The sequence below is a fragment of the Granulicella rosea genome (assembly GCF_900188085.1).
GTDB lineage: Bacteria > Acidobacteriota > Terriglobia > Terriglobales > Acidobacteriaceae > Edaphobacter > Edaphobacter rosea.
Map to the genome: position 1 here is coordinate 23290 of NZ_FZOU01000006.1, position 20448 is coordinate 43737.

General features: G+C 64.7%; 20 protein-coding genes. 13 read left to right on the forward strand and 7 right to left on the reverse strand.

Features of this window, described 5'->3' with window-relative positions; translation table 11 throughout:
• Positions 1-47: 47 nt before the first annotated feature.
• From CHB87_RS15565 to CHB87_RS15575, 3 genes are read right to left on the reverse strand one after another with little or no spacing between them, the layout of a single operon-like run.
• Positions 48-752, reverse strand: a complete 705-nt coding sequence (locus CHB87_RS15565) for a glycosyltransferase family 25 protein (protein ID WP_089409371.1) — start codon at positions 750-752, stop codon at positions 48-50.
• The gene (locus tag CHB87_RS15570; protein ID WP_089409372.1) at positions 743-1546 is read right to left on the reverse strand and encodes a DNA polymerase beta superfamily protein; all 804 of its coding nucleotides are present in this window, start codon (positions 1544-1546) and stop codon (positions 743-745) included. The genes CHB87_RS15565 and CHB87_RS15570 overlap by 10 nt, the downstream gene beginning before the upstream one ends.
• 6 nt (positions 1547-1552) lie before the next feature.
• Positions 1553-3445 (reverse strand): APC family permease, encoded by a 1893-nt coding sequence (locus CHB87_RS15575; RefSeq protein WP_089409373.1) that lies wholly within the window; start codon positions 3443-3445, stop codon positions 1553-1555.
• A gap of 166 nt (positions 3446-3611) precedes the next feature.
• Between CHB87_RS15575 and CHB87_RS15580 the strand changes: the two genes are divergently transcribed.
• The 5 genes from CHB87_RS15580 to CHB87_RS15600 all read left to right on the forward strand — a co-directional run bounded on the left by CHB87_RS15580 (position 3612) and on the right by CHB87_RS15600 (position 7387).
• Positions 3612-4160, forward strand: a complete 549-nt coding sequence (locus CHB87_RS15580) for a glutathione peroxidase (protein WP_089409374.1) — start codon at positions 3612-3614, stop codon at positions 4158-4160.
• Positions 4160-4450, forward strand: a complete 291-nt coding sequence (locus CHB87_RS15585; protein ID WP_089409375.1) for a hypothetical protein — start codon at positions 4160-4162, stop codon at positions 4448-4450. The genes CHB87_RS15580 and CHB87_RS15585 overlap by 1 nt, the downstream gene beginning before the upstream one ends.
• Positions 4450-4761, forward strand: coding sequence for a hypothetical protein (locus CHB87_RS15590; protein WP_089409376.1), 312 nt, complete (start codon positions 4450-4452; stop codon positions 4759-4761). The genes CHB87_RS15585 and CHB87_RS15590 overlap by 1 nt, the downstream gene beginning before the upstream one ends.
• A 67-nt stretch (positions 4762-4828) precedes the next feature.
• A complete protein-coding gene (locus tag CHB87_RS15595; protein WP_089409377.1) occupies positions 4829-6772 on the forward strand; it encodes a M61 family metallopeptidase in 1944 nt (647 codons plus the stop codon).
• Between the two features lie 114 nt (positions 6773-6886).
• Positions 6887-7387, forward strand: coding sequence for a YcxB family protein (locus tag CHB87_RS15600; protein WP_176441797.1), 501 nt, complete (start codon positions 6887-6889; stop codon positions 7385-7387).
• Between the two features lie 46 nt (positions 7388-7433).
• On the opposite strand, the gene CHB87_RS15605 is transcribed toward CHB87_RS15600, so the two are convergent.
• Positions 7434-8645, reverse strand: a complete 1212-nt coding sequence (locus tag CHB87_RS15605) for a glycosyltransferase family 87 protein (protein WP_089409379.1) — start codon at positions 8643-8645, stop codon at positions 7434-7436.
• 102 nt (positions 8646-8747) lie between these two features.
• On the opposite strand from CHB87_RS15605, the gene mnmA reads away from it, so the two are divergent.
• Complete coding sequence (mnmA, locus tag CHB87_RS15610; protein ID WP_089409380.1) at positions 8748-9878, forward strand: tRNA 2-thiouridine(34) synthase MnmA; 1131 nt, start codon at positions 8748-8750, stop codon at positions 9876-9878.
• A 96-nt stretch (positions 9879-9974) separates the two neighbouring features.
• Here the strand turns inward: mnmA and CHB87_RS15615 are convergent, their stop codons facing one another.
• Together CHB87_RS15615 and CHB87_RS15620 are read right to left on the reverse strand one after the other, a co-directional pair.
• A complete protein-coding gene (locus CHB87_RS15615) occupies positions 9975-10778 on the reverse strand; it encodes a hypothetical protein (RefSeq protein WP_142988378.1) in 804 nt (267 codons plus the stop codon).
• 97 nt (positions 10779-10875) lie between these two features.
• Positions 10876-11298 carry a YtxH domain-containing protein gene (locus CHB87_RS15620; RefSeq protein WP_089409382.1) on the reverse strand — a complete coding sequence of 141 codons (423 nt, stop codon included), beginning with the start codon at positions 11296-11298 and terminating at the stop codon, positions 10876-10878.
• Between the two features lie 279 nt (positions 11299-11577).
• Here CHB87_RS15620 and CHB87_RS15625 point away from each other — a divergent pair, with 279 nt between their 5' ends.
• From CHB87_RS15625 to CHB87_RS15635, 3 genes are all read left to right on the forward strand, one after another.
• Entirely contained in the window at positions 11578-12684 is a 1107-nt protein-coding gene (locus CHB87_RS15625; protein ID WP_089409383.1) for a BON domain-containing protein, read from the forward strand.
• 147 nt (positions 12685-12831) lie between these two features.
• Positions 12832-14589, forward strand: a complete 1758-nt coding sequence (locus CHB87_RS15630) for a 1,4-alpha-glucan branching protein domain-containing protein (protein WP_245818031.1) — start codon at positions 12832-12834, stop codon at positions 14587-14589.
• 376 nt (positions 14590-14965) lie between these two features.
• Positions 14966-16174, forward strand: coding sequence for a glycoside hydrolase family 18 protein (locus CHB87_RS15635; RefSeq protein ID WP_176441798.1), 1209 nt, complete (start codon positions 14966-14968; stop codon positions 16172-16174).
• Here the strand turns inward: CHB87_RS15635 and CHB87_RS15640 are convergent.
• Positions 16171-16875 carry a DUF4197 domain-containing protein gene (locus CHB87_RS15640; RefSeq protein ID WP_176441799.1) on the reverse strand — a complete coding sequence of 235 codons (705 nt, stop codon included), beginning with the start codon at positions 16873-16875 and terminating at the stop codon, positions 16171-16173. The genes CHB87_RS15635 and CHB87_RS15640 overlap by 4 nt on opposite strands.
• 149 nt (positions 16876-17024) lie before the next feature.
• On the opposite strand from CHB87_RS15640, the gene CHB87_RS15645 reads away from it, so the two are divergent.
• The 4 genes from CHB87_RS15645 (at position 17025) to CHB87_RS15660 (ending at position 20438) form a co-directional block, all read left to right on the forward strand.
• Positions 17025-17963: a hypothetical protein gene (locus CHB87_RS15645; RefSeq protein ID WP_245818032.1), complete on the forward strand. Its 939-nt coding sequence runs from the start codon at positions 17025-17027 to the stop codon at positions 17961-17963.
• Between the two features lie 116 nt (positions 17964-18079).
• The gene (locus CHB87_RS15650; protein WP_142988379.1) at positions 18080-18466 is read left to right on the forward strand and encodes a hypothetical protein; all 387 of its coding nucleotides are present in this window, start codon (positions 18080-18082) and stop codon (positions 18464-18466) included.
• A gap of 99 nt (positions 18467-18565) precedes the next feature.
• Positions 18566-19780 (forward strand): MFS transporter, encoded by a 1215-nt coding sequence (locus CHB87_RS15655; protein WP_281252355.1) that lies wholly within the window; start codon positions 18566-18568, stop codon positions 19778-19780.
• Between the two features lie 4 nt (positions 19781-19784).
• Positions 19785-20438, forward strand: a complete 654-nt coding sequence (locus tag CHB87_RS15660) for a class I SAM-dependent methyltransferase (protein WP_089409388.1) — start codon at positions 19785-19787, stop codon at positions 20436-20438.
• Positions 20439-20448: the final 10 nt, after the last annotated feature.

The following is a 20448-nucleotide window of genomic DNA, read 5'->3' on the forward strand; positions in this document are numbered from 1 at the left end:
CTCGGGTGCCCCATCCTTCGCGCCTTTGCGAAGGGTGGGACGTAAACCTAACCCAACGCCCGCTTCAACTTCCGCAGTACAGCCAGTGCCTGCTTCACCCCGGGCACCTTATCCAGCGGACGCGTCGTGATATCGCTGCGCGAGCTGCGCTGCCCGCCCAGGCTGGGCTGCGCGATCAGCGTCACGACCGACGGATTGGCCGCGCGAAACATCGTCAGCGCGCCGTCGTAGTGCATCGGCCCGCCTACGGGATCCCCCGGCGGCCGAACCAGGCAGCCTTCGAGATACTCGATCAGCGGCGGCAGCACGTCGCGGTGAATCGCATAGAGATGCGCCGTCTGCACCGGCCCGTCGAACGGGATCAGCCGCGGCTCATCGACCGGCGGCAGCTCCTGAATATGCCCAAGATGCAGCACGCCCCACCGCGCATCCTTGGACCGCTCCATCAGTTCCACCAACCGCGCCCGGTCCTCGGCGCCGACCTCCAGGTCATCCTCGATCACTAGCACGCTCTCGACCCCGCGGTCGCGCGCATCCTTCAAAATCGCGAGATGCGAGAGAAAGCAGCCATAGACCCCGATGCCCGGAAAACCCGCCGCCTCGGTAGGCCGCTGAGCCGCGAAGACCTCGACCTTACCCGGCGCAAACGGCATGCCCAGCAGCTTGAGCTGCTGCTCGATCTCCCCGTACCGGTCCTTGCGGTCTGCCAGGTTGATGACGCGCGTAAGGGAGAAGTAGTCGCTCAGAGGCATAAGGTGGCACTCCGATCTTCACCGCGCCAGAATGCGAGGTGTACCTCTGCAAGTAGCCTTGATATCGCGGGACGATCCACTGCGTCCGGCAGAGATGAAGCCAGCGCCGAAGCCTCTGCCCTGAGTCGCAGGCTCTCTGCCTCGGCCAGAAATCGCTCCATCGTCCACGCACCCGTACGCACCTCGACGAGAAGCTCCATCTCCGGTCTCGGCAGGCTGATGCGGCCTGCCTCCATTAGCTCGATGCACTCGAAGTAGAGTCGCAGGCAGTGCATGGCGGCCTTAGTGTCATAGCCGTAAGCGCACTCGTATTCCGGCCGCGTCCCCTTTTTACCCGGACCTGTCTCCCCGGTGAGACGGCGAAGCTGGTTGCCTGCGAAGCCGAGAAACTGCGTCGCGGAGGCCTTCGACAGAAACGCCTGCGCCTGATCCTGCACCCCGCCCCAGACTGGCAGACTCACCGCTGTGGCATCCGCAAACAGGAAGTGCAACGCCGTCGCATTGCCCTTGGCCGCCATCGCTGCCCACTTGTGCAGAGAGTAGAGCGTCAGATCGACGTCGTCGGGGCCGTTGCGGCGGTCGTCGCTCGCCGTCGACCACACGAAGTGGGCCAGTGGGTCGAGTCCCAGCACATCCTCCGGCTCGGCAACATACACGCCGTAGAGGTCGAGGTCGTCCGTCGCGCCAACCTTCGCCCCATGCAACTCTGACCCACCGATAAACAGGTGGATCAGAGAGGATGGCCGGTAGAAGCCCGACCGTTCCACATGCCGCATCAGTGGGGTTTCAAGCATCGCTTCTTACAGATACCACGGAATATTGACCACCACGATGCGCTGATTGCCGCGCACCAGCAAGAACAGCTTCAGCAGTTGCACGCGCTGGTTGTGCAGCAGATTCTCCCACCAGTGGCGCACCACCATCTCCGGCAGCAGCACGGCGACCTTGCGGCCGGGGTGCTTTTTCTCGACATCGAGGATGTAGTCCATCAGCGGTCCGATGATCATCCGGTAGGTGGACTGGATCGTCACCAGCTCCGGCGCCGCCATTCCCTTTTCGCGGATTGGCCCCATGATCATCTCCTCCCACACCTCGTCGATGGTCTCTTCTCCCTCTTCGCTATGAATGTGGACGACCTTGATCTCCTGCGAGAGCAGGATGCCGAAGCGCAGCGCCTTCTCCGTGATCCGGTCCCAGCGCGCCATCGGGATGACCACGATCGGCTGCTCCAACCCATTCAAATTCAGCGGCGAACGGTCCGACATCTCGCCCGCGACGCGCGTATAGTGGCGCTTGACCAGATGCATCAGCAGGATCAGCGTCGGGATCAGCAGCGCCGTCACCCACGCGCCGGCCATGAACTTCGACGCCAGCACCACCAACGTCGTGATGCCGGTCGCCAGCGCGCCCACGCCGTTGACGAACATATGCCAAAGGCGGCCCGCGCCGGAGTGCGGATGGCCGGGTTCCCCCTTTTCTTTATGCCAGTGCATCACCATGCCGGCCTGCGAAAGCGTAAACGCCAGGAACGCGCCGATCGCGTACAGCGGAATCAGCTTGTCGGTGACGCCGTCGAAGATGATCAGGATGAGCGCCGTGAAGCCAGTCAGCGCGTAGATGCCATGCGAGAAGAGCAGCCGGCGTCCGCGCAGGATGAAGACGTGCGGCAGGTAATCGTGCAGCGCGATGGCGCGCGTCAGACGCGGAAAGTCCGCGAAGGCGGTGTTGGCCGAGAGCGCCAGCGCCAGCAACACACTGCCCATGGTCGTGTAGTAGAACCAGCCACGTCCGAAGACCGCCGTGACCAGCAGGCTGAGCAGGCTCTGATAGTGCGGATCTTCCGGCTCCATGGCCATGATGCCGTAGCTGCGCGCCAGCCATGCCGTGCCGTAGAGCAGCACGATCAGGATCATGACGATGATCGTCAGGGTGATCTGCGCCTTCTTCGCGCGCGGCTCGCCAAAGGCCATGACGCCGTTCGAGACGGCCTCGACGCCCGTCATGGCGGCGCAACCGCTGGAGAACGCCTTGAGCAGCATGATCCAGCCGAGCGTCTTCACGGTCTGCGGAATCTCTCCCGGCATCGCGGCCATGGGAACAGGATGACCGTGCGCCGCGAAGGTTTTGAAGACGCCGACGCCGATCAGAATCAGCAGCGTGCCGATGAAGAGGAAGGTCGGCAGAATGAACGCCGCGCCCGTGTCCTTGACGCCGCGCATATTCACCGTCGCCAGAATTGCCAGGATCAATAGGCAGAGCAGCAGCGTGTGAGGCGCAAGCGCAGGCACGGCGGAGGTCAACGCCGTGACGCCGGCCGAGATGCCCACCGCGGCCGTCAGAATGTAGTCGATCATCAGCGCAGCCGCGGCCACCAGACCCGCGCCCTCGCCCAGGTTCTCCGACGCAACCGTGTAGCTGCCGCCGCCCGACGGATACGCGGCGATGGTCTGCCGGTAGCTGAAGAACACGATCACCAGCAGGATGAGAATCGCTGAAATGATCGGTACGATATAGCTTGTGCCCAGCGCTGCGCCCAGTGGAATCAGCAGCGTCATCGCCGCTTCGGGGCCGTATGCGGCGGAGGTCAGGGCGTCGAGCCCGAAGATCGGAATTCCAGCGGCAATGCCAATGTGCTCGCCACGCTCTTCGCTGGTAGCCAGCGGTTTGCCAAAAAGTACGTCTTGAATCGCCATATCGATCTAAATACTACCCTGTCAAGCCCCGCGTTATAACAGGAGATTTTGAATACTCTGCATCCTTCCGGCCTTTAGGACATCTTTATGAGTTTTGGGATATGCGGGTTTTCGCAGCGTCAAACCCGCGCTGGAAAAGCCCGGAAACCTCATATACCCTCACAGCATGGCAAACCTGTTTGAAATCCCCGTTCACACCCTCGCCGGCGAGCCGACGACTCTCGCGCCCTACAAGGGCCGCGTGCTGCTGATCGTCAACACCGCCTCGAAGTGCGGCCTCACCCCGCAGTACGAGGGCCTGGAGACGCTCTACAACACCTACAAGGACTCCGGCTTCGAGGTTCTCGGCTTCCCGGCCAACGACTTCGCCGGACAGGAGCCAGGCACGAGCGAAGAGATTCAGACCTTCTGCCAGACCCGTTTCAACGTCAGCTTCCCCATGTTCGAGAAGGTCGTCGCCACCGGACCGGACAAGTCGCCCATCTACGCGACGCTCACCGCCGCCCAGCCGGTCGCGAAGATCGGCGACCCCGGCTTCAAGGACAAGCTGCGCGGCTATGGTCTGACCGTCCGCGACGTGCCCGAGTTGACCTGGAACTTCGAGAAGTTCCTCGTCAACCGCGACGGCCTGATCATCGCGCGCTTCGCGCCGGACATGGTCCCGACCGACCCCGCCATCGTCGCAGCCATCGAAGCGAATCTGCCGCCGGCCTGATGTTTGCCGATGGGGAGGACTTCGACTGCGTCTTCGATACGGATGTGGGTCCGGTACGCGTCTTTGCCGAGACACATGTACTGGGTTCGCACCTTGTATTGGACGAGTTCCTCTTTTTCCCGGAGTCGGACCAGGACCGGCTTGTTCTCGGAGTTCGTCAAACGCTTGAAATCCTGCGTCTGATCCGAGTTCAGGCAAAGGAGGCCGGCTTCGAGGCGCTGACGGTCTCCTATCACCGCGTCGGCAAGAAGCGGCGCGGGAATATAATCGTGCTTACGAGGAGTCTCTGATGAATATCCGCCCAGTAAAGCCGATGTCCCCGGAACTCGCATCCGAAGTCGAGCAGATTCTTCGTGACGGTGTGACGGACAGCTCTCTGCAGGCCATGCGCCATCTTGGACTGAACAAGATCGACTGCATCAAGGCGCTTCGAGACTTAAAGCAAATCCCTGTCTCCGAAGGCAAAGAGCTTGTGGACCTCAGTCCTGCATGGGCTGACCGCAGAGAATTCGACGAAGCTTTTCACACGATGGTGGAGAAAGTTGCTCGTGAAGAGTTTCAAGATCATGATGCGTCCCTGCCTCGTGTGCATGTTGCCTGAAGGCGTAGCGCAGCCTGACAGATTATCTCCAACTATTTCAAGAATCTTCCAGAAAAGAGCTCGCCTCATGTCCAGGTTTCTCTTCCTCGCGCTTGGCGCCACCGCGCTCTTCGCCGCCTCCGCAGCCGCCCAGAAGACTCCGATCACCATCACGGCGGACCTCTCGGAGGCCTCGCGCAAGCTCTACCACGCTGAGATCGACATCCCCGTCACCGCCGGTTCCGTCCAGCTCACCACGCCGGCGTGGATTCCCGGCAACCACCGCCAGACCGGCCCGGTCGACGACATCACCGGCGTCGTCTTCACCGCCGACGGCAAGGTTCTGCCCTGGCGCCGCGACGACAAGGACCTCTACAGCTTCCACGTCACCGTGCCCAAGGGCGTCACCACGCTGCACGCGCACCTGGACTGCATCGTGACCAGCCGCGCCACCAGCAAGATGGCCGTGCTCGAGTGGGAGAAGCTGCTGCTCTACCCGGCGAAGACCCCGGTCAAGGACATCGCCATCCAGCCGAACGTGACCGTACCCGCGGGCTGGGGCATCGGCACCGCGCTGACGCCCACCGGAACCGGCGCGCCGCCGCCCGTCACCGGCGTGGACGAGGGCCAGCATGGTCCCACGCCCGGCGCCCAGACCACCCACTACGCCGCCACCACCGTCGAGCAGCTCGAGGATTCGCCCGTCATCTCCGGCCAGTACTTCCACGAGTTCCCGCTCGCGCCCGAGGTGACGCCGAAGCACTACATCGACGTCGTCTCCGACGCACCCGAGGACTCGAACCTGCGCCCCGAGGTGTTGGCCGAGGTCTCGAACCTCGTCCGCGAGACCGGCGCCATCTACGGATCGCGCCACTACAACGTCTACCACTTCCTGCTGACGCTCTCGGACATCGCCGGCGGCGAGGGTCTGGAGCACGGCCAGTCTTCGGATAACGGCATCGGCGAGCGCGGCTTCGCGGACAACGTCCATCAGTTGGGCGAATCCGACCTGCTGGCGCACGAGTTCACCCACTCCTGGAACGGCAAGTACCGCCGCCCCTACAACCTCTACAAGCCGGACTTCGAGCAGATGCAGGAAGGCTCGCTGCTGTGGGTCTACGAGGGCATGACGCAGTACCTGGGCAACGTGCTCGCCGCGCGCTCCGGGCTGAAGTCCGCTTCGCAGTACCGCGATATCCTCGCGCTCTCGGCCGCGCAACTGGACTACAAGCGCGGACGCCAGTGGCGTTCGACCGAAGACACCGCCATCGCCGCCAGCATCCTGCGCGGCGGCAGCCCGGCGTGGTCCAATTGGAAGCGCGGGCAGGACTACTACCAGGAGGGCGAGCTCTTCTGGCTCGACGTCGACACGCTCATCCGCAAGTCGACCGACAACAAGAAGACGCTCGACGACTTCCAGAAGATCTTCCTCGGCAAGGGCGGCAATACCGGCCCGCTCATCGTGACCTATAACCGCGAAGAGCTCATCAAGGATCTGAACCAGGTGATGCCGTACGACTGGGCGACCTTCATCCACGAGCATATCGACGTGCCCAACCCGCACGCCGACCTCGACGGCATCGAGCGCGGCGGCTACAAGCTGGTCTTCAACGACAAGCCCAACGACGCCGCGAAGACCCTGGCCGCGGCCAGCAGCCGTCGCTCCAGCGGCAGCTTCTGGTACTCGCTCGGCCTCACCGTCTCGGGCGATGGCGTGATCGGCGACGTGCTCTGGAGCGGCCCGGCGGACGTCGCCAAGCTCGCGCCCGGCACGAAGATCATCGCCGTCAACGGCAACGCCTATACCCCCGACGCGCTGCACGACGCCATCAAGGCGGCCAAAGGCGGCACGGAGGCCATCCACCTCATCACCCAGGTGGATACCTTCATCGGCCTGACGGACCTGCACTATCACGACGGCGAGCGCTACCCGGCCTTCGTCCCGAACGGCAACCACACGTATCTGGACGACATCACCAAGCCGTTGACCACGCCCGAGGTCGCTCCCAAGGCGCCCGCGGGCAAGATGTAACCAATTCGATCCATTGTGGGCAAGCCGCGGATGCAGCAAAATGCGTGGAGAGGGGAAACCGTCTCCACGCATTTTTCGTTAACTCTGCACACGGGCGCCCAGAGGAGCAGGCCATTGATCGAGATCGTCGCCAGCATGAGCCTGCCGGAGTACCGGGAGGTGTGCAGGGCCATCGGCGCGACCAGGCGCAGGATCAGCCCGACCGGGCTGCGCGTGCTGACCGTCGTCGGCCTTACCCTCTGCTTCGAAGCGACCGTGCTCTCGCCGCTCTCGCATCTGGCGAAGCTGGAGCTGATCCTGCTGCCTTATCTTCTGGCGGGCGTCTTCGCGCTTTACATCCGTCGCGCCGTCGCGCTCAGCTATCGCAAGCAGAAGAAGCTGCTGCAGCGCCAGACCATGCACATCGACGAGACCGGCATCTCCGGCGAATGGAAGGGTGGCGACCGAACCTACCGGTACGCCTGGAGCGCCTTCGAGCACTGCATCGAGATCGAAGGCGGCTACCTGTTCCTGCTGCCCGCCGCGGGCTTCGTGCGCGTGCCGAAGGCGGCGCTTTCGCCGGAAGAGCACGCGCAACTATGTGCTTGGTCGGCAAACGTCCCTTGTAAGAGTTGAAAGCGACTTACGGGCCGGCCTCGTGCTGCGCGAACCGCGCCTCCAGTCACTGATCTTCGGCGGCGACCAGAGCTAGACCGGGCTGCCGCAGCCAGCCGCTCCGCCACAGGCAGTATCCCGCGCAGACCAGCCACAACAGAAAGTTCTGCTCGCCGACCACCTGCTTCGTCAGCAGAAACGGCACCACCAGGATCATCGACGACAGATTCGGCGTATCCGAGCTATCCACCAGCAGCACGATCAGCGGAAAGCATGCGACCAGCCCCATCGCCCACAGCAGCGGGTTGGCCAGCAGGGCGACGACCAGGAAGAGAAAGAAGCTCTGCTCCGGACGCAGCCCCCGGCCCCGGCGGCTGGCGCGCATCCACACCAGAAAACCCAGCGCCAGCCCAATCCCCAGCGCACCACCCGCGTGGCCCAGGTAGCGCAGCGGATTTTGCCGGTATCCACCGATATCGTGTTGATAGGCAAAGACGCCTTCCGGCGAGACGAGCACCTCGTTACCCACCATCTTCAACCTGGAAAAGACATGTTCGAGGACCGGCGGCATGGCATCCGCGTGATGCAGGACGTCGTGCAGAAACTCCCGGAAGTAGCCCGAACCCCAGCGCGCCAGAGCCGCCAGCTCCAGACCGCCGCTCACCGCGACGCTCCACGCGACCGTCCGCCAGCGCCGGTCCGCCACGAACCAGAGCAGCAGCAGGCCGGGCGAGAACTTGATCGCGATGGCAATCCCCAGGCACGCCCCCGCCGCAACGCCATCCTCCAGATAGAACGCAGCCAGCGCCAGCAGCAGAATCAGCGGGTCGATCTGCCCGTTGTCGATGCACATGAACATCGGCAGGCTGATAAACAGCGCCGGAAGCACAAACATCTGCGACGGATAGCGCCGGTAGAGCAGCAGCAGCACGCCCACCATGGAGAGCGTCATCGCCACGCCGAACGCGGTCTTCGACCACTTGTACGAGATCAACCGCAGCGGCGCGAAGAACAGCAGCGCGCTCGGCGGATAGATAAACCGGCTGTCCTTCCGCACCCACAACGCGTCGGCGTACTTTTCATCCAGATCGACGTGATTGACATAGGGATCGAGGTGGTCGTGCGTCGCCATGGACGCGACATAGAATGCGCGAAAGTCGTCCGTATACGATTCTTTCGCCAGATTGCCGTAGAACAGCGCGATAGCCAGCAGCAGGGCCAGCAGCAAGGTGCGCGGAGCAATGTCCACGCCTTTCATTTGGGCCTGCGGTGTCGGCATAGGCGTTCTTTGCCTCGATATGCTCTGTCTGGATGTCTGTCTGGGGGCCCGGTTCTACAGTAAACCCGCGCGCATCCACTAAGTTCTGCGAAAATAGAAGGGATGACGCAGGCCGCCGACAATCCGGGCAACAACACCATCGCCGTGGCCATGTCCGGCGGCGTGGACTCCTCCGCCGTCGCAGCGCTGTTGCACGCGCAGGGCTACGAGCTGGTCGGCCTGACCCTGCAGCTTTGGAATCAGCGCCGCCTCGCCGGGCACGAGGGTATGCCCGAATCCGTGCAGGGCCGCTGCTGCTCGATCGACGACGTCTACGATGCGCGCCGCGTGGCCGAGCAGATCGGCATCCCCTACTACCTCGTCAATCAACAAGACCGCTTCGAGGCCGACGTCGTCAAGCCTTTTGTCAGCGAGTACCTCGCCGGGCGCACGCCGATCCCCTGCACGCTCTGCAACAACCACCTGAAGTTCGATCAGCTTCTGCTGACCGCGCAGCAGATCGGTGCGGACCGCATCGCCACCGGCCACTACGCGCGCAATCACTATGACCCCGCTCGCGGCCGCTGGATTCTCTCGCGGCCGGAGGACAAGGCGAAGGACCAGACCTACTTCCTCTTCGGCCTCACCCAGCACCAGCTCGCGCACACGCTCTTTCCGCTGGGCGAGATGCAGAAGCCCGCCGTGCGCCAGATGGCGTCCGAGGCCGGGCTGAACGTCGCGACCAAGGCCGACTCGCAGGAGATCTGCTTCATCCCCGGAGGCGACTACCAGGTCTTCCTGAAGGCGTATCTGGACGAGCAGGGCGAGGCGATGCCGGACAGCTCCGGCGAACTGGTCTCGACCACAGGCGAGGTGATCGGCAGGCATACGGGGATCCACAACTTCACCGTCGGCCAGCGTAAGGGGCTCGGCCTCACCAGCCCCAACCCGCTCTACGTAATGAACATCCACCCGGACAGCCACCAGGTCATGGTTGGCTCAGACGCCGACCTGCTCTCGCGAGACCTGCGCGCCGACCGGTTGAACTGGATCTCCATCCCCGAGCTGACCGAGCCGATCCGCGTGCAGGCGAAGATTCGCCATCGCCACGAACCCCAGCCCGCCACGCTACGGCCCGGCCCCGACGGAACGGCCATCGCGCTCTTCGACGAGCCGCAGCGCGCCATCACGCCCGGTCAGGCGGCGATCTTCTACCAGGGCGACGAGGTTGTAGGCGGGGGCTGGATCATCTAAGAAGGAACGGTGGAGACGAGATGATCGCCTCCACCGTTTCTTTTTTGTTTGTCATTCCCGCAGGGAATCTGCTGTTCGCTCGAGTCCGCACAAACCTTACAAATCCAGATCCCGCCGCTTCGCCTGCATCGCCGCGCGATACGCCGAGAAGCTCATCTCATTGCGAACCTCCGCAGCGGCAGCCGGAGCCGCATCGGGCGCCGGGCCGCCCGGCACGACCGGCTCGTACGCCTTCACCGGCGTCACCGTCACGACCGGCGGCGCCGGGGCGGAGGCCGGACGCGGCGAACCGCCGCCAAAGCCGCCAAACCCACTGAAGCCACCCTTCGCGTTCTTCAAGAGCGTCTCAAACCCAACCCGCAACCCGTTCAGAATCCCCGCGACCTCGCGCACCGGTCCGCGAATGCTGTCATGCACGGTCGACGCCATGGCGGCCGTCGCGTCGAGCGCGGAGGTCACCATGCCGTCGACCTTCGCCACCTGCGCCTGCGTCCTGCGGTTGGTGTCGGCGACGGTTGCGTTCACGGCCGTCACGGTCGGCTCGATCTCGTGCAGCTTCTCCTTCACCACGCCGCTGATCTCTTCCACGTTCGCGCTGATCTCATGCACCTTGCCGACGATCTCCTTCACCGTCGGCGTCAGGTCGTCCAGCAGACCGTGCGACTTGTGCATCAGCGGCATCGCCACCGCGCGGACCTCTTCCATGATCGCGGTCACGCGCTTCTGCGTCTTCATGGCGCCAACAGCCATCGCGATGAAGACGCAGGCCTGGGCGACCAGCGCGAACGCAGCCAGACCGATAAAGACCATCAACAACTGCGCATGGCTGGAACTCAGCGCATCCGGTCCATCCACCCACATCGCCAGACTCAACGCCTGCCCCGCACCCATCGTCACCATCGCAGCCATCCCCTCAATTATTACGAAAGCATACCGTACAGACGACAGGGGCGAACCGGAATGGCCCGCCCCTGCTCGCATTGCAACCGGATGAAACTTAGCCCTGGTTCTCGGCGGTCGTATTCACATACGCCTCTTTGCCGGCGTCGATCGCGGCCGCAACGGCCTCCTGCTGGGTCTGCACCAGGCCCTTGCCCTTTTCCACATACTCCGACCATTGGGTGCGGCCCTTCTCGTAGAAGTCCTTGCCCTTGTCGACATAATCCGCAGCCTGCTGCTTACCCTGCGCGACCAGTTCGTTGGCCTTGTCGATACCCTGCTGCGCGAGCGCCGCCGCCTTTTCCTTCTGCTCGATCGCATAGGCCGAAGCCTTTTCCTTCGCATCGAGAGCGCCGGAGATCAGCTCCTCGCGGGTCTCCTTGCCCGATTTAGGCGCGTACAGCACGCCAATCAGCGCGCCGAAGCCGAGACCTGCCAGAAACCAACCCAGACCACTCGTGCCATTCTCTTGATCAGCCATCGCTCGTTCTCCTGTCCAGCAAATGTTGTGGAGGCTTCCGCCTCGCTCAATCCTACTCCGTACCGCGCCGAATATCCCGATAGCTTTCGACCCGCACACCTTTGCGTTGTCTGTATGTAAGGGATGCCAGCGCCATGGCCGCCGTTGCCCTTGCCTGCAGGATCATCTCGTTCCCGGCAGACAGAATCAAAATACAAAACCCTGCCGCTCATCCAATGCGTCCAATGGTGTGAGTAAGATCGTGTGGTACTCGCAAGTTGCAGTACTGAAAGGCGACGCATGTCCGACTTCAAATTTCCTCTCGCTCCCCAGGCCGTCCTCTCGGCCGCCCTTTTGCTTTCGCTTCCGCTGGCCGGCTGCAAGGCCAAGCCCGCCGTCGACGACGCCACCCTCAGCAGCCAGCTCCAGACGCGCATCGCCGACGACCAGGCCGTCGCAGGCCAGCCCATCCAGGCCTCGGTCGTCGCCGGCGTCGCCACGCTCAGCGGCTCGGTCTCGAACGACGCCCAGCGCGAGCTCGTCGTGCGCGACGCGACCTCGGTCAACGGCGTCAAGCAGGTCGTCAACAACCTGACCGTGCAGGCCGTACCCGTTCCGGCGGGCGCCCCCGCGCCGTCGGTCACCGAGACCGCGCCGCCGCCCGCGCCCGTCGCCGTCATCCCGGTCGCGCCGAAGAAGCAGATTGTCGTCGAGCCGAAGCCGCTGCCGCACAAGCCCGCGCCGATCGAACGCGCCCAGAACAACATCCCCGAGCCGCTGCCACCGCCGCCGCTGCCGCCCATGCCGGTCGAGAAGCCCGCGCCCCCACCGCCGCCGAAGCCTGAGTTCCGCAACGTCACCCTGACCGCCGGCAGCGTCCTGCCCATTCGCATCACGCAGACGCTCGACAGCGCCACCACCCAGCAGGGCGACAGCTTCACCGGCGCGGTCGCGACCGACATCATCGTGGACGGCGTCGTCGCCATCCCACAGGGCACTACCGTCACCGGCCATGTCGACGCGGTCCAGGAGGCCGCGCACTTCAAGGGCAGCTCGCTCCTCACCGTCTCGCTCACCACGTTGAACAAGAAGGGAGAGCGCGTCCCGCTCGCGGTCGAACCCTACTCGGTCAAGGGCAAGGGACGCGGCGAAAGCACCGCCATCAAGACCGGCATCGGCGCCGGAGCAGGCGCGATCCTCGGCGGCATCTTCGGCGGCGGCAAGGGCGCGGCCATCGGCGCGGCGGCTGGCGGCGGCGTGGGCGCGGGTTCGAGCGCCGTCACGCGCGGACAGCAGGTGCAGATCCCGTCTGAATCGCTCGTCCGCTTCAACCTCACCAGCCCCATCAGCCTCCGCGTCCCGGCGGGTGCGCCGCGGGCGAACGACGAGGGGCTGCACCAGCACTAAAAATCAAGGACCAGGAAACGGGGATAGGGAATGTGTGTGGCATGCGCCTCCACTCCCTACCCCTCCCTTCCTATTCCCTTTTCAGGCAAACTTTCTCCCCTACATCCGCATCTTTATTCTTTATCCAGTTACGCTAGGAAGCAAGAGGTGCGCGTGTCCGCTCGGTCGTCCCTGAACTCGGCAGGTTTTCTTACCTTTACCCTGCATGCTCATCTGCCGTACGTGGTCAATCACGGCACGTGGCCGCATGGCATGGAGTGGCTGCACGAGGCTGCCGCCGAGACCTATCTGCCGCTGCTTCGCGTCCTCGGACGCCTCGAGCGCGACGGCATCGGCCTGCACTGCAATCTGAACATCTCGCCGGTCCTGCTCGAGCAGCTCACCCATCCGGTCTTCATGACCGAGTTCCCCAACTACGTCGGTCGCAAGATCGTAGCCGCGCGCGAGGACGAGGCCTTTTTTCTGCAATCCGGCGAGATGCACTTTGCCGAGACCGCCCGCTTCTGGCATCGCTTCTTCACCCAGGCGCTCGAGGACTTCCAAGCGCTTGGCGGCAACATCGTCTCCGGGTTCCGGCGCTTTCACGAGGCGGGCCTGATCGACATCATCACCTGCGCCGCGACGCATGGCTACCTGCCTCTGCTGGGCACCGACGAGAGCGTCCGCGCGCAGATCCGCACCGCCGTCGACACGCATATCCGCCACATCGGCCAGCACCCCACCGGCATCTGGGCGCCGGAGTGCGGCTACCGCCCCGCCGGACTGTGGAGCTACCCGGTCCAGAACCAGGACGGCACGCCCATCGCCCCGGCCTTCGAGCGCATCGGCGTCGAACAGGCGCTGTCTGAATCCCACCTCAAGTTCTTCTTCGTCGACACCCATCTGGTCGAAGACTCCGAGGCCATCGCCTCGCCCTATGAGCTGCGCTCGGGCGTCATGGCGATGCGCCGCAAGCCGGCGAAGCCGGTGCAGGAGCAGCGCTCGCTCTACCGGCCCTGGTACGCCGCCGGCATCTACGAAGGCGCCGACGGCAAGCTGCCTCCGACCGCCATCTTCCCGCGCGACCCTCGCACCGGCCTGCAGGTCTGGTCCGGCGAGCACGGCTACCCCGGCGACGGCAACTACGTCGACTTCCACAAGAAGCGCTGGCCCGGCGGGCATCGCTACTGGCGCGTCACCGGCGCGCGCGTCGATATGGGCAACAAGGAGCCCTACTACCCGCACGAGGCCGAAGGCCGCGTCCACGCGCATGCCGCGCACTTCGCCGCGCTGGTGCAGGACGCGCTCCACGCCGCGCCGAAAGACTCTCTGCCGCCGATCCTCTGCGCGCCCTTCGACGCCGAACTCTTCGGCCACTGGTGGTTCGAGGGTCCGCTCTGGCTCGAGGCGGTCGCTCGCCTGCTGCATGATAACGCCGACGGTCCGCAGCTTATCTCCGCCGCGGCCTATCTGAAGATGTACCCGCCGACCGCGTCGATCGCGATGCACGAGGGCTCCTGGGGCGCCGAGGGCAACAATCAGGTCTGGCTGAACCCCGAGACAAGCTGGACCTACACTCACATCTACCCGGCCGAACTCTACGTCCGCGAACTCGCAACCGGCGGCCACTGGAAGCGGACCGAGCTGGGCACGCGCATCGCCCAGCAGCTCTGCCGCGAGCTGCTGCTGCTCGAATCGAGCGACTGGCAGTTCCTCATCACCACCGGCGCCGCACGCGACTACGCCGAGCTGCGCTTCCTCACCCACAACGAGCAGTTCCTCGAACTCAAAGCCATCTGGGAGGCCTACGAGGCCGCCGGCGAGCTGAACGAACACCAGCACAGCCGCCTCGATGCCATCCAACTGCGCGACGGCATCTTCCCGGATATCGATCCGGCCTTGTGGGCGAAGGGGAGCAGAGAGTAGGGACGAGGAATAGGAAAGGTCTCCGCCGGTATGCCGTCTTTCCATGCACAAATCTGTCATCCTGAGCGGAGCGCAGCGCAGCCGAAGGATCTGCTTTTCGCCCGGACCGGCGATAACACGTCCGCGCCATCCGGAGCGGATCGCTCATCATCCTCACGCAAGAACAAACACCGACAAAAGCCAAAGCAGATCCTTCGCTAAGCTCAGGATGACAAGCATTTGAGGCTGGTGTCGTCGGCGAGGGCCAGGATACCTGGAGTTCATCTGCTCCGCTCACTCCCCGTCTCGTTTCATGGCACGTGAAAATCCGCTGCAGATTCCAACCTTTGCCCTGTATCGCGGGATCGTTCGCCCACCCAGACGCGTCTTACAAGGCATGAAGTTTTTCGCGCCACGCACTCTCGTTCGACTGGCCCTGATGCTTGGCGCCATCGCCACCGGCGCGGCAGCCCAGAATCGACAGCCACTGCTGACCGGCTACTTCCCCCAGTGGGGCCTGTACAACACGCCGCAGTACACCGTGAAGAACCTCGCCGACCGCGCCAGCCTGCTCGACCAGGTGAACTATGCGCAAGGCTTCGTCACCAACGGTCGCTGCTCGGTCGCCGACGCGAACGCGGACACCAACTACACCTTCCCGGCGGCGCAGAGCGTCGATGGCATCGCCGACACGCCCACCCAGCCTCTGCGCGGCAGCCTCAACCAGATGATCAAGCTGAAGCGCCGCTATCCCCGGCTGAAGCTCGTCATCTCGCTCGAAGGCCGGGCGGCGGACTTCGCCGCGGACGCGCAGCCCGAGGCGCGGGCAGCCTTCGTCCAGAGCTGCGTCGACCTCTGGATCAAGGGCGCGGTCGCTCCGGGCGTCAGCCTCGGTTCGCTCTTCGACGGCATCGACATCGACTGGGAGTTTCCCCACGAAGAGGATGCGGCCAACTACATCGAGCTGCTGCGCGAGTTCCGCCGGCAGATGGACGCCGCAAGGCCGGGCCTGCTGCTGAACGTCGCCGTAGGCCCCAGCCCGCGCATGATGGGCGGCGCGGACATGGGCGCAGTCGCCGGCCTCGTCGACCAGATGGGCATGATGACCTACGACTTCACCGGCCCGTGGGTGAAGCGGACAGGGTTCGTCTCCGCGCTCTCGGGCGACGTGGGTTCGGGCACCGTCAGCCGCTCCGTCGCGGGATACCTGCGTGCGGGCGTGCCGCCGCAAAAACTTCTCGTCGGCGTGCCGTTCTACGGATACGGCTGGCGGCTGGTTCCCGAGGACAACAACGGCCTTTTCCAGGAGGGCGAACCCATCCGCGGCGACCGCTCCTACCGCGAGATCGAGGCCAAGATCGCCGACTCCACCGTCTACCGCGACCCCGAGTCGCAGGCGCCCTGGCTCTTCGACGGCGATGTCTTCTGGACCTACGACGACGCGACCTCCGTCGCGGCCAAGGCGCGCTACGCCGTCGCCAACGGCATGGGCGGCCTCATGATCTGGGAGCTCGGCGAAGACAACGAAGCCGGCGCCCTGCTCCACGCCGGCTACGAAGGCCTGCATGCAGGCACGAAGACGGCCATCGCGAGCAAGGCCCGCTAACGCCCAAACACCGTCTTCAACAGCGGCGTCACCTGCGCGCCGGGATTGGTCCGAATCTTCGTCTCTTCCTGGCCCATCACCACGAAGAGCCCGTCGACCGCCTTCTCGAGCACATAGGCGTTGATGTCGATGGTTGGAGTCTTCACGAACGGGATCGGCGGGGCGCTGGCCATCAGCGATTGAAACTGCTCCGTCACACCCACCTTCGCCATGGACTTGTCCACGACCGGTTTGAAGGCGTCGCCTACCTCGGTCGAGCTGGTGCGTTTGAAGTAGTCGGTGCCGGACGTCCGTCCGCCCGCGACGATGCCCTTCGCATCCTCGATCGTCATCGACTTCAGCGCGTTCATCAGGATCGGCTTCGCCAGGGGCGCAGCCTGCTCGGCCGCCGCGTTCATGCCGTGGACGAACTCGTCCACCTTCGGCCCCATCCCCGCCGAACGCATCACCTTCTCGACGCGCTGCAGCTTCTCCGGCATCACGATCTTGATAAGCGGATTGTCGTAGTACCCACCCGCATGGCCGGTCGAGGCCACCGCCGCCGAGATGCCGTTGGTCAGCGCCTCCTTCAACCCGCCCGAGGCCTGCGCCGAGGTCAGCGTTGCTAGATCGACCGCCGCCTCACCCGCCCGCACACCCGGCGCGCCCGCCAGCGCCAGCACCGTCAAACCACACAAAACACGCGTCGTTCTCGTTCTCATGCCGATAACCGTAACACTGCCGGCGCGTTTTCTCACCCACAATTTTCCGCCGTCGCGGCCTGAGCTTTCTTGTTTGTCATCCTCGAAGAGGATCTGTTGTTTATTCGTCCCACCATCGCCGCTCAAGATGCAGCCCGTAAAATGAGAGCGTGGCATCCTCCCTATCCACGCCGCGGCTGCGCACATCGACAGAGCGTCGCGCCCCGAACCCCATCGTCCTCTGGCACCTGCTCTCGCTCGACGCCCCCACGGTCGCGACGCTCTGGACATGGTTCATCGCGCGAGCCTGCCACCTGCGCCTGCCGTGGGAGTCGCTCGCGGCCATGGCGTTCGCGGTCTGGATCCTCTACGCCGCGGACCGCCTGCTGGACGCGCGCATTCTCAATGCTCTTCCACTCGCGAAACACGAAGAGCTGGAGCCACGCCACCACTTCCACCATCGCCATCGCCCGGCGTTTCTCGCGGGCATCGCGCTCTGCTCGCTGGCGCTGACGCCCTTGCTGCTGCGGCTGCCCGCCGAGGCGCTGCGGCTCTACCTGATCGAAGGCGCGCTGCTGGTCGCCTGGTTCCTCATCATCCACATCTCGAGCGGCAGCCGCCGCCTGCCGAAGGAGCTGGCCGTCGGCCCATTCTTCGCCGCCGCGACCTTCATCCCGACCGTCTCGCGCCTGCCCGCGGAGCGTCCCGCGCTGCTTGCCCCGGCGATCCTCTTCTCCGCTCTCTGCAGCCTGAACTGCCTCTACATCTACGCCTGGGAGCACTCCGGCCCCAAGGCGAAAGCACGCCATCCCGAGCGGAGCGAAGGCTTCCTGCATTTTGCTCGAAGCAGCGGCGGCAACCCACACCCCACCACCCGCTTCGCGCTGAACCTCCTGCCCCTGCTGACCCCGGCCCTCGCCATCGCGGGAGCGCTGCTTGCAACGCTGGAACCAGCCATCTGGCGCTTGCCCGCCGCCTGCGCGCTGAGCGCACTCGCCCTGCTCACGCTGCATCGTCTGCGAGCGCGCCTCGATCCCACGATCCTGCGCGCCGCCGCCGATCTTGCCCTGTTGACGCCGCTTCTACTCCTTCTGTCCCATTTTGGATAGCGATCCCCCATTCGGGCGCCTGCATGCGACCTTCGATGTATCCGGTCGAAGCGCGCACCCCCATAAGATCGGCTCTCAAGCAGCTATCTCAGCGGAGATTCAGGAGAGCGAACATCATGAGGTTGTTCTACATCGGCTGGTCCATCGTCCTATCCCTCATCCTGTGCGGCGTCATCGCATACCTGCCCGGCCCCAACGCCGCGCATGATCCGGTCGTGGCCACGCAGGCGCTGGGCGTGCTTTCGCTCTGCCTCGCCGCCGCCGCGCTGCACCGTCCAAAGTTCGCGGCCTACGCGATGGGCGCAGCCCTGGTCGTCTACTTCGGCCTTGCGGCCTACTTCCAGGTGACGATCCCATACGACAGGGACCGCTTCTGCCGGTTCGGCCTCAAGATGGGCGTCGCGATCCTCTGCTGCCTCGGCGGAGCCCTGCGCGAAGCGAACATCGAGCGGTCCCGCGCCGAGCAGGCCCGGCGGATGTCCGATATTCCCTTGATGTACTAAGGCCCGTGATACCTTGGCAACAATCGACACCAAGCCAAGGGGAGCCGCATCGCCAGCCAGCACAAAGCCGTCTCCAGCTCGGTCCTTATCGCGGCCAACATCGGCAACGGGCTGGAGTTCTTCGACGTGCTCGTCTACGCCTACTTCGCGCCGGTCATCGCGAAGCTCTTCTTCCCCACGCACGATGAGGCCGTCAGCTACCTGCTGACCTTCATGACCTTCGGCCTCGCCTACGTGGCGCGTCCGCTGGGCAGCGTGGTGCTTGGGGCGTACACCGACAAGCACGGCCGCAAGGCCTCGCTGATGCTCTCGCTCAGCCTGATGATGCTGGGCACGGCGATGATGACGCTGATGCCCACCTACGCGGCCATCGGCATTCTGGGCCCGGTGGGGATCGCGCTCTCGCGGCTGCTGCAGGGCTTCGCCGTCGGCGGCGAGGTCGGCAGCTCGACCACCTTCATGGTCGAGCACGCGCCGCCCGAAAAACGCACCTTCTACGCGGCCTTCCAGTACGTCAGCCAGAATACGGCCGTCGTCACCGCCGCGCTCGCGGGCCTCATCCTGACCACGCGGCTGACGCCGCACCAGCTCGACACCTGGGGCTGGCGCACGCCGTTCGCCTTCGGCCTGCTGGTCGGGCCGCTCGGGCTTTATCTGCGCAGGAACCTTGTCGAGACGCCGGACTTCCTCGCCATCGAACCCCTGCGCTCGCCGCTTCTCGCGCTGGTGACGCAGCACTGGCGGCAACTGCTGGTTCTCGTCGGCATCGTCGCGATGAATACCGCCGGCGCCTACTTCCTGAACTACCTGCCCACCTATGCGATGAAGGCGCTGCGCCTGCCGGAGTGGGTCGGCTACACGTCGACCCTGCTGGCCGGCACGCTGAGCATCGTCGTCGTGCTCGCGGCCAGCCGCATTGCGGACCGCTTCGGCCTTATCCGCGTCATGACCGTGACCGCGGCGCTCCATACGGCGATCATCTGGCCGGTCTTCCGCTACATCACGACGACGCCTTCCGCGACACGCCTGCTCATCGGCGAATCGATCATCACGCTCGTCCGCTGCATCTACTCCGCGCCGATGATGGTGCTGTTCGCGCGCATCTTTCCGCCGCACACGCGCGGCATCGGCATCTCGTTCGGCTATAGCCTGGGCATCCTGGCCTTCGGCGGCTTCGCCCCGGCGATCTTCGGCTGGCTGATCGCGATCACCGGCAGCAACCTGGCGCCGGCGCTGTATATCGTCGGCAGCGGCGTGATCAGCCTGGTCTCGCTCTACGCGCTCAGCCGGATGCCGTCGGCTGCATCCCAATGACAGCATGTCCGTAAACTTCGATCCAGTCGCGAAGCCCTACCGCACGCTCGAACGCCTGACCCTGGGCCGGGCGCTCGAACGGACGCGCGAGCACTACCTGCCGCGATTGACCCATGCAAGAAAAGTCCTTGCCGTCGGCGACGGTGACGGCCGCTTCCTCGCGAAGCTCCTTCGGCAAAACTCGCAGCTCGAGGCCGACGCCGTCGACACCAGCGCGAAGATGCTGGCGCAACTCCGCTTCCGTTGCCGCAGCGACGAGAACCGCCTGCACCTCTTCCGGCAGGACGCCCTCACCTTCCAGCCGAAGACGCAGTACGACCTCATCGCCACGCATTTCTTCCTCGACTGCCTCACCCAGCCGCAGGTCGAACAGCTTACCGCGACACTCGTCCCTTCGCTGAACGAGGGAGGCCTGTGGCTCGTCTCCGACTTCCGCATTCCACCCGCGGGCCCGATGCGCTGGCCCGCGCGTCTGCTGGTCCGAGGCCTGTATCTGGCCTTCCGCATCCTCACCGGCCTGCGGGTCACGCAGTTGCCGGCTCACGAACGCGCGCTCGCGAGCGCCGGCCTCACCCGCGTCGCGCAGAGGCTGTTCCTCGGCGGCCTGTTGACCACCGAGCTATGGCAGAGGTCCTGCCAAAGATGTCCGTCATCCTGAGCGGAGCGAA

Coding starts and splice junctions, on each gene's coding strand:
- CHB87_RS15565 (WP_089409371.1), bottom strand. CDS start 752: ATGCCTCTGAGCGACTACTTCTCCCTTACGCGCGTCATCAACCTGGCA.
- CHB87_RS15570 (WP_089409372.1), bottom strand. CDS start 1,546: ATGCTTGAAACCCCACTGATGCGGCATGTGGAACGGTCGGGCTTCTAC.
- CHB87_RS15575 (WP_089409373.1), bottom strand. CDS start 3,445: ATGGCGATTCAAGACGTACTTTTTGGCAAACCGCTGGCTACCAGCGAA.
- CHB87_RS15580 (WP_089409374.1), top strand. CDS start 3,612: ATGGCAAACCTGTTTGAAATCCCCGTTCACACCCTCGCCGGCGAGCCG.
- CHB87_RS15585 (WP_089409375.1), top strand. CDS start 4,160: ATGTTTGCCGATGGGGAGGACTTCGACTGCGTCTTCGATACGGATGTG.
- CHB87_RS15590 (WP_089409376.1), top strand. CDS start 4,450: ATGAATATCCGCCCAGTAAAGCCGATGTCCCCGGAACTCGCATCCGAA.
- CHB87_RS15595 (WP_089409377.1), top strand. CDS start 4,829: ATGTCCAGGTTTCTCTTCCTCGCGCTTGGCGCCACCGCGCTCTTCGCC.
- CHB87_RS15605 (WP_089409379.1), bottom strand. CDS start 8,645: ATGCCGACACCGCAGGCCCAAATGAAAGGCGTGGACATTGCTCCGCGC.
- mnmA (WP_089409380.1), top strand. CDS start 8,748: ATGACGCAGGCCGCCGACAATCCGGGCAACAACACCATCGCCGTGGCC.
- CHB87_RS15615 (WP_142988378.1), bottom strand. CDS start 10,778: ATGGTGACGATGGGTGCGGGGCAGGCGTTGAGTCTGGCGATGTGGGTG.
- CHB87_RS15620 (WP_089409382.1), bottom strand. CDS start 11,298: ATGGCTGATCAAGAGAATGGCACGAGTGGTCTGGGTTGGTTTCTGGCA.
- CHB87_RS15625 (WP_089409383.1), top strand. CDS start 11,578: ATGTCCGACTTCAAATTTCCTCTCGCTCCCCAGGCCGTCCTCTCGGCC.
- CHB87_RS15635 (WP_176441798.1), top strand. CDS start 14,966: ATGAAGTTTTTCGCGCCACGCACTCTCGTTCGACTGGCCCTGATGCTT.
- CHB87_RS15640 (WP_176441799.1), bottom strand. CDS start 16,875: ATGAGAACGAGAACGACGCGTGTTTTGTGTGGTTTGACGGTGCTGGCG.
- CHB87_RS15650 (WP_142988379.1), top strand. CDS start 18,080: ATGAGGTTGTTCTACATCGGCTGGTCCATCGTCCTATCCCTCATCCTG.
- CHB87_RS15660 (WP_089409388.1), top strand. CDS start 19,785: ATGTCCGTAAACTTCGATCCAGTCGCGAAGCCCTACCGCACGCTCGAA.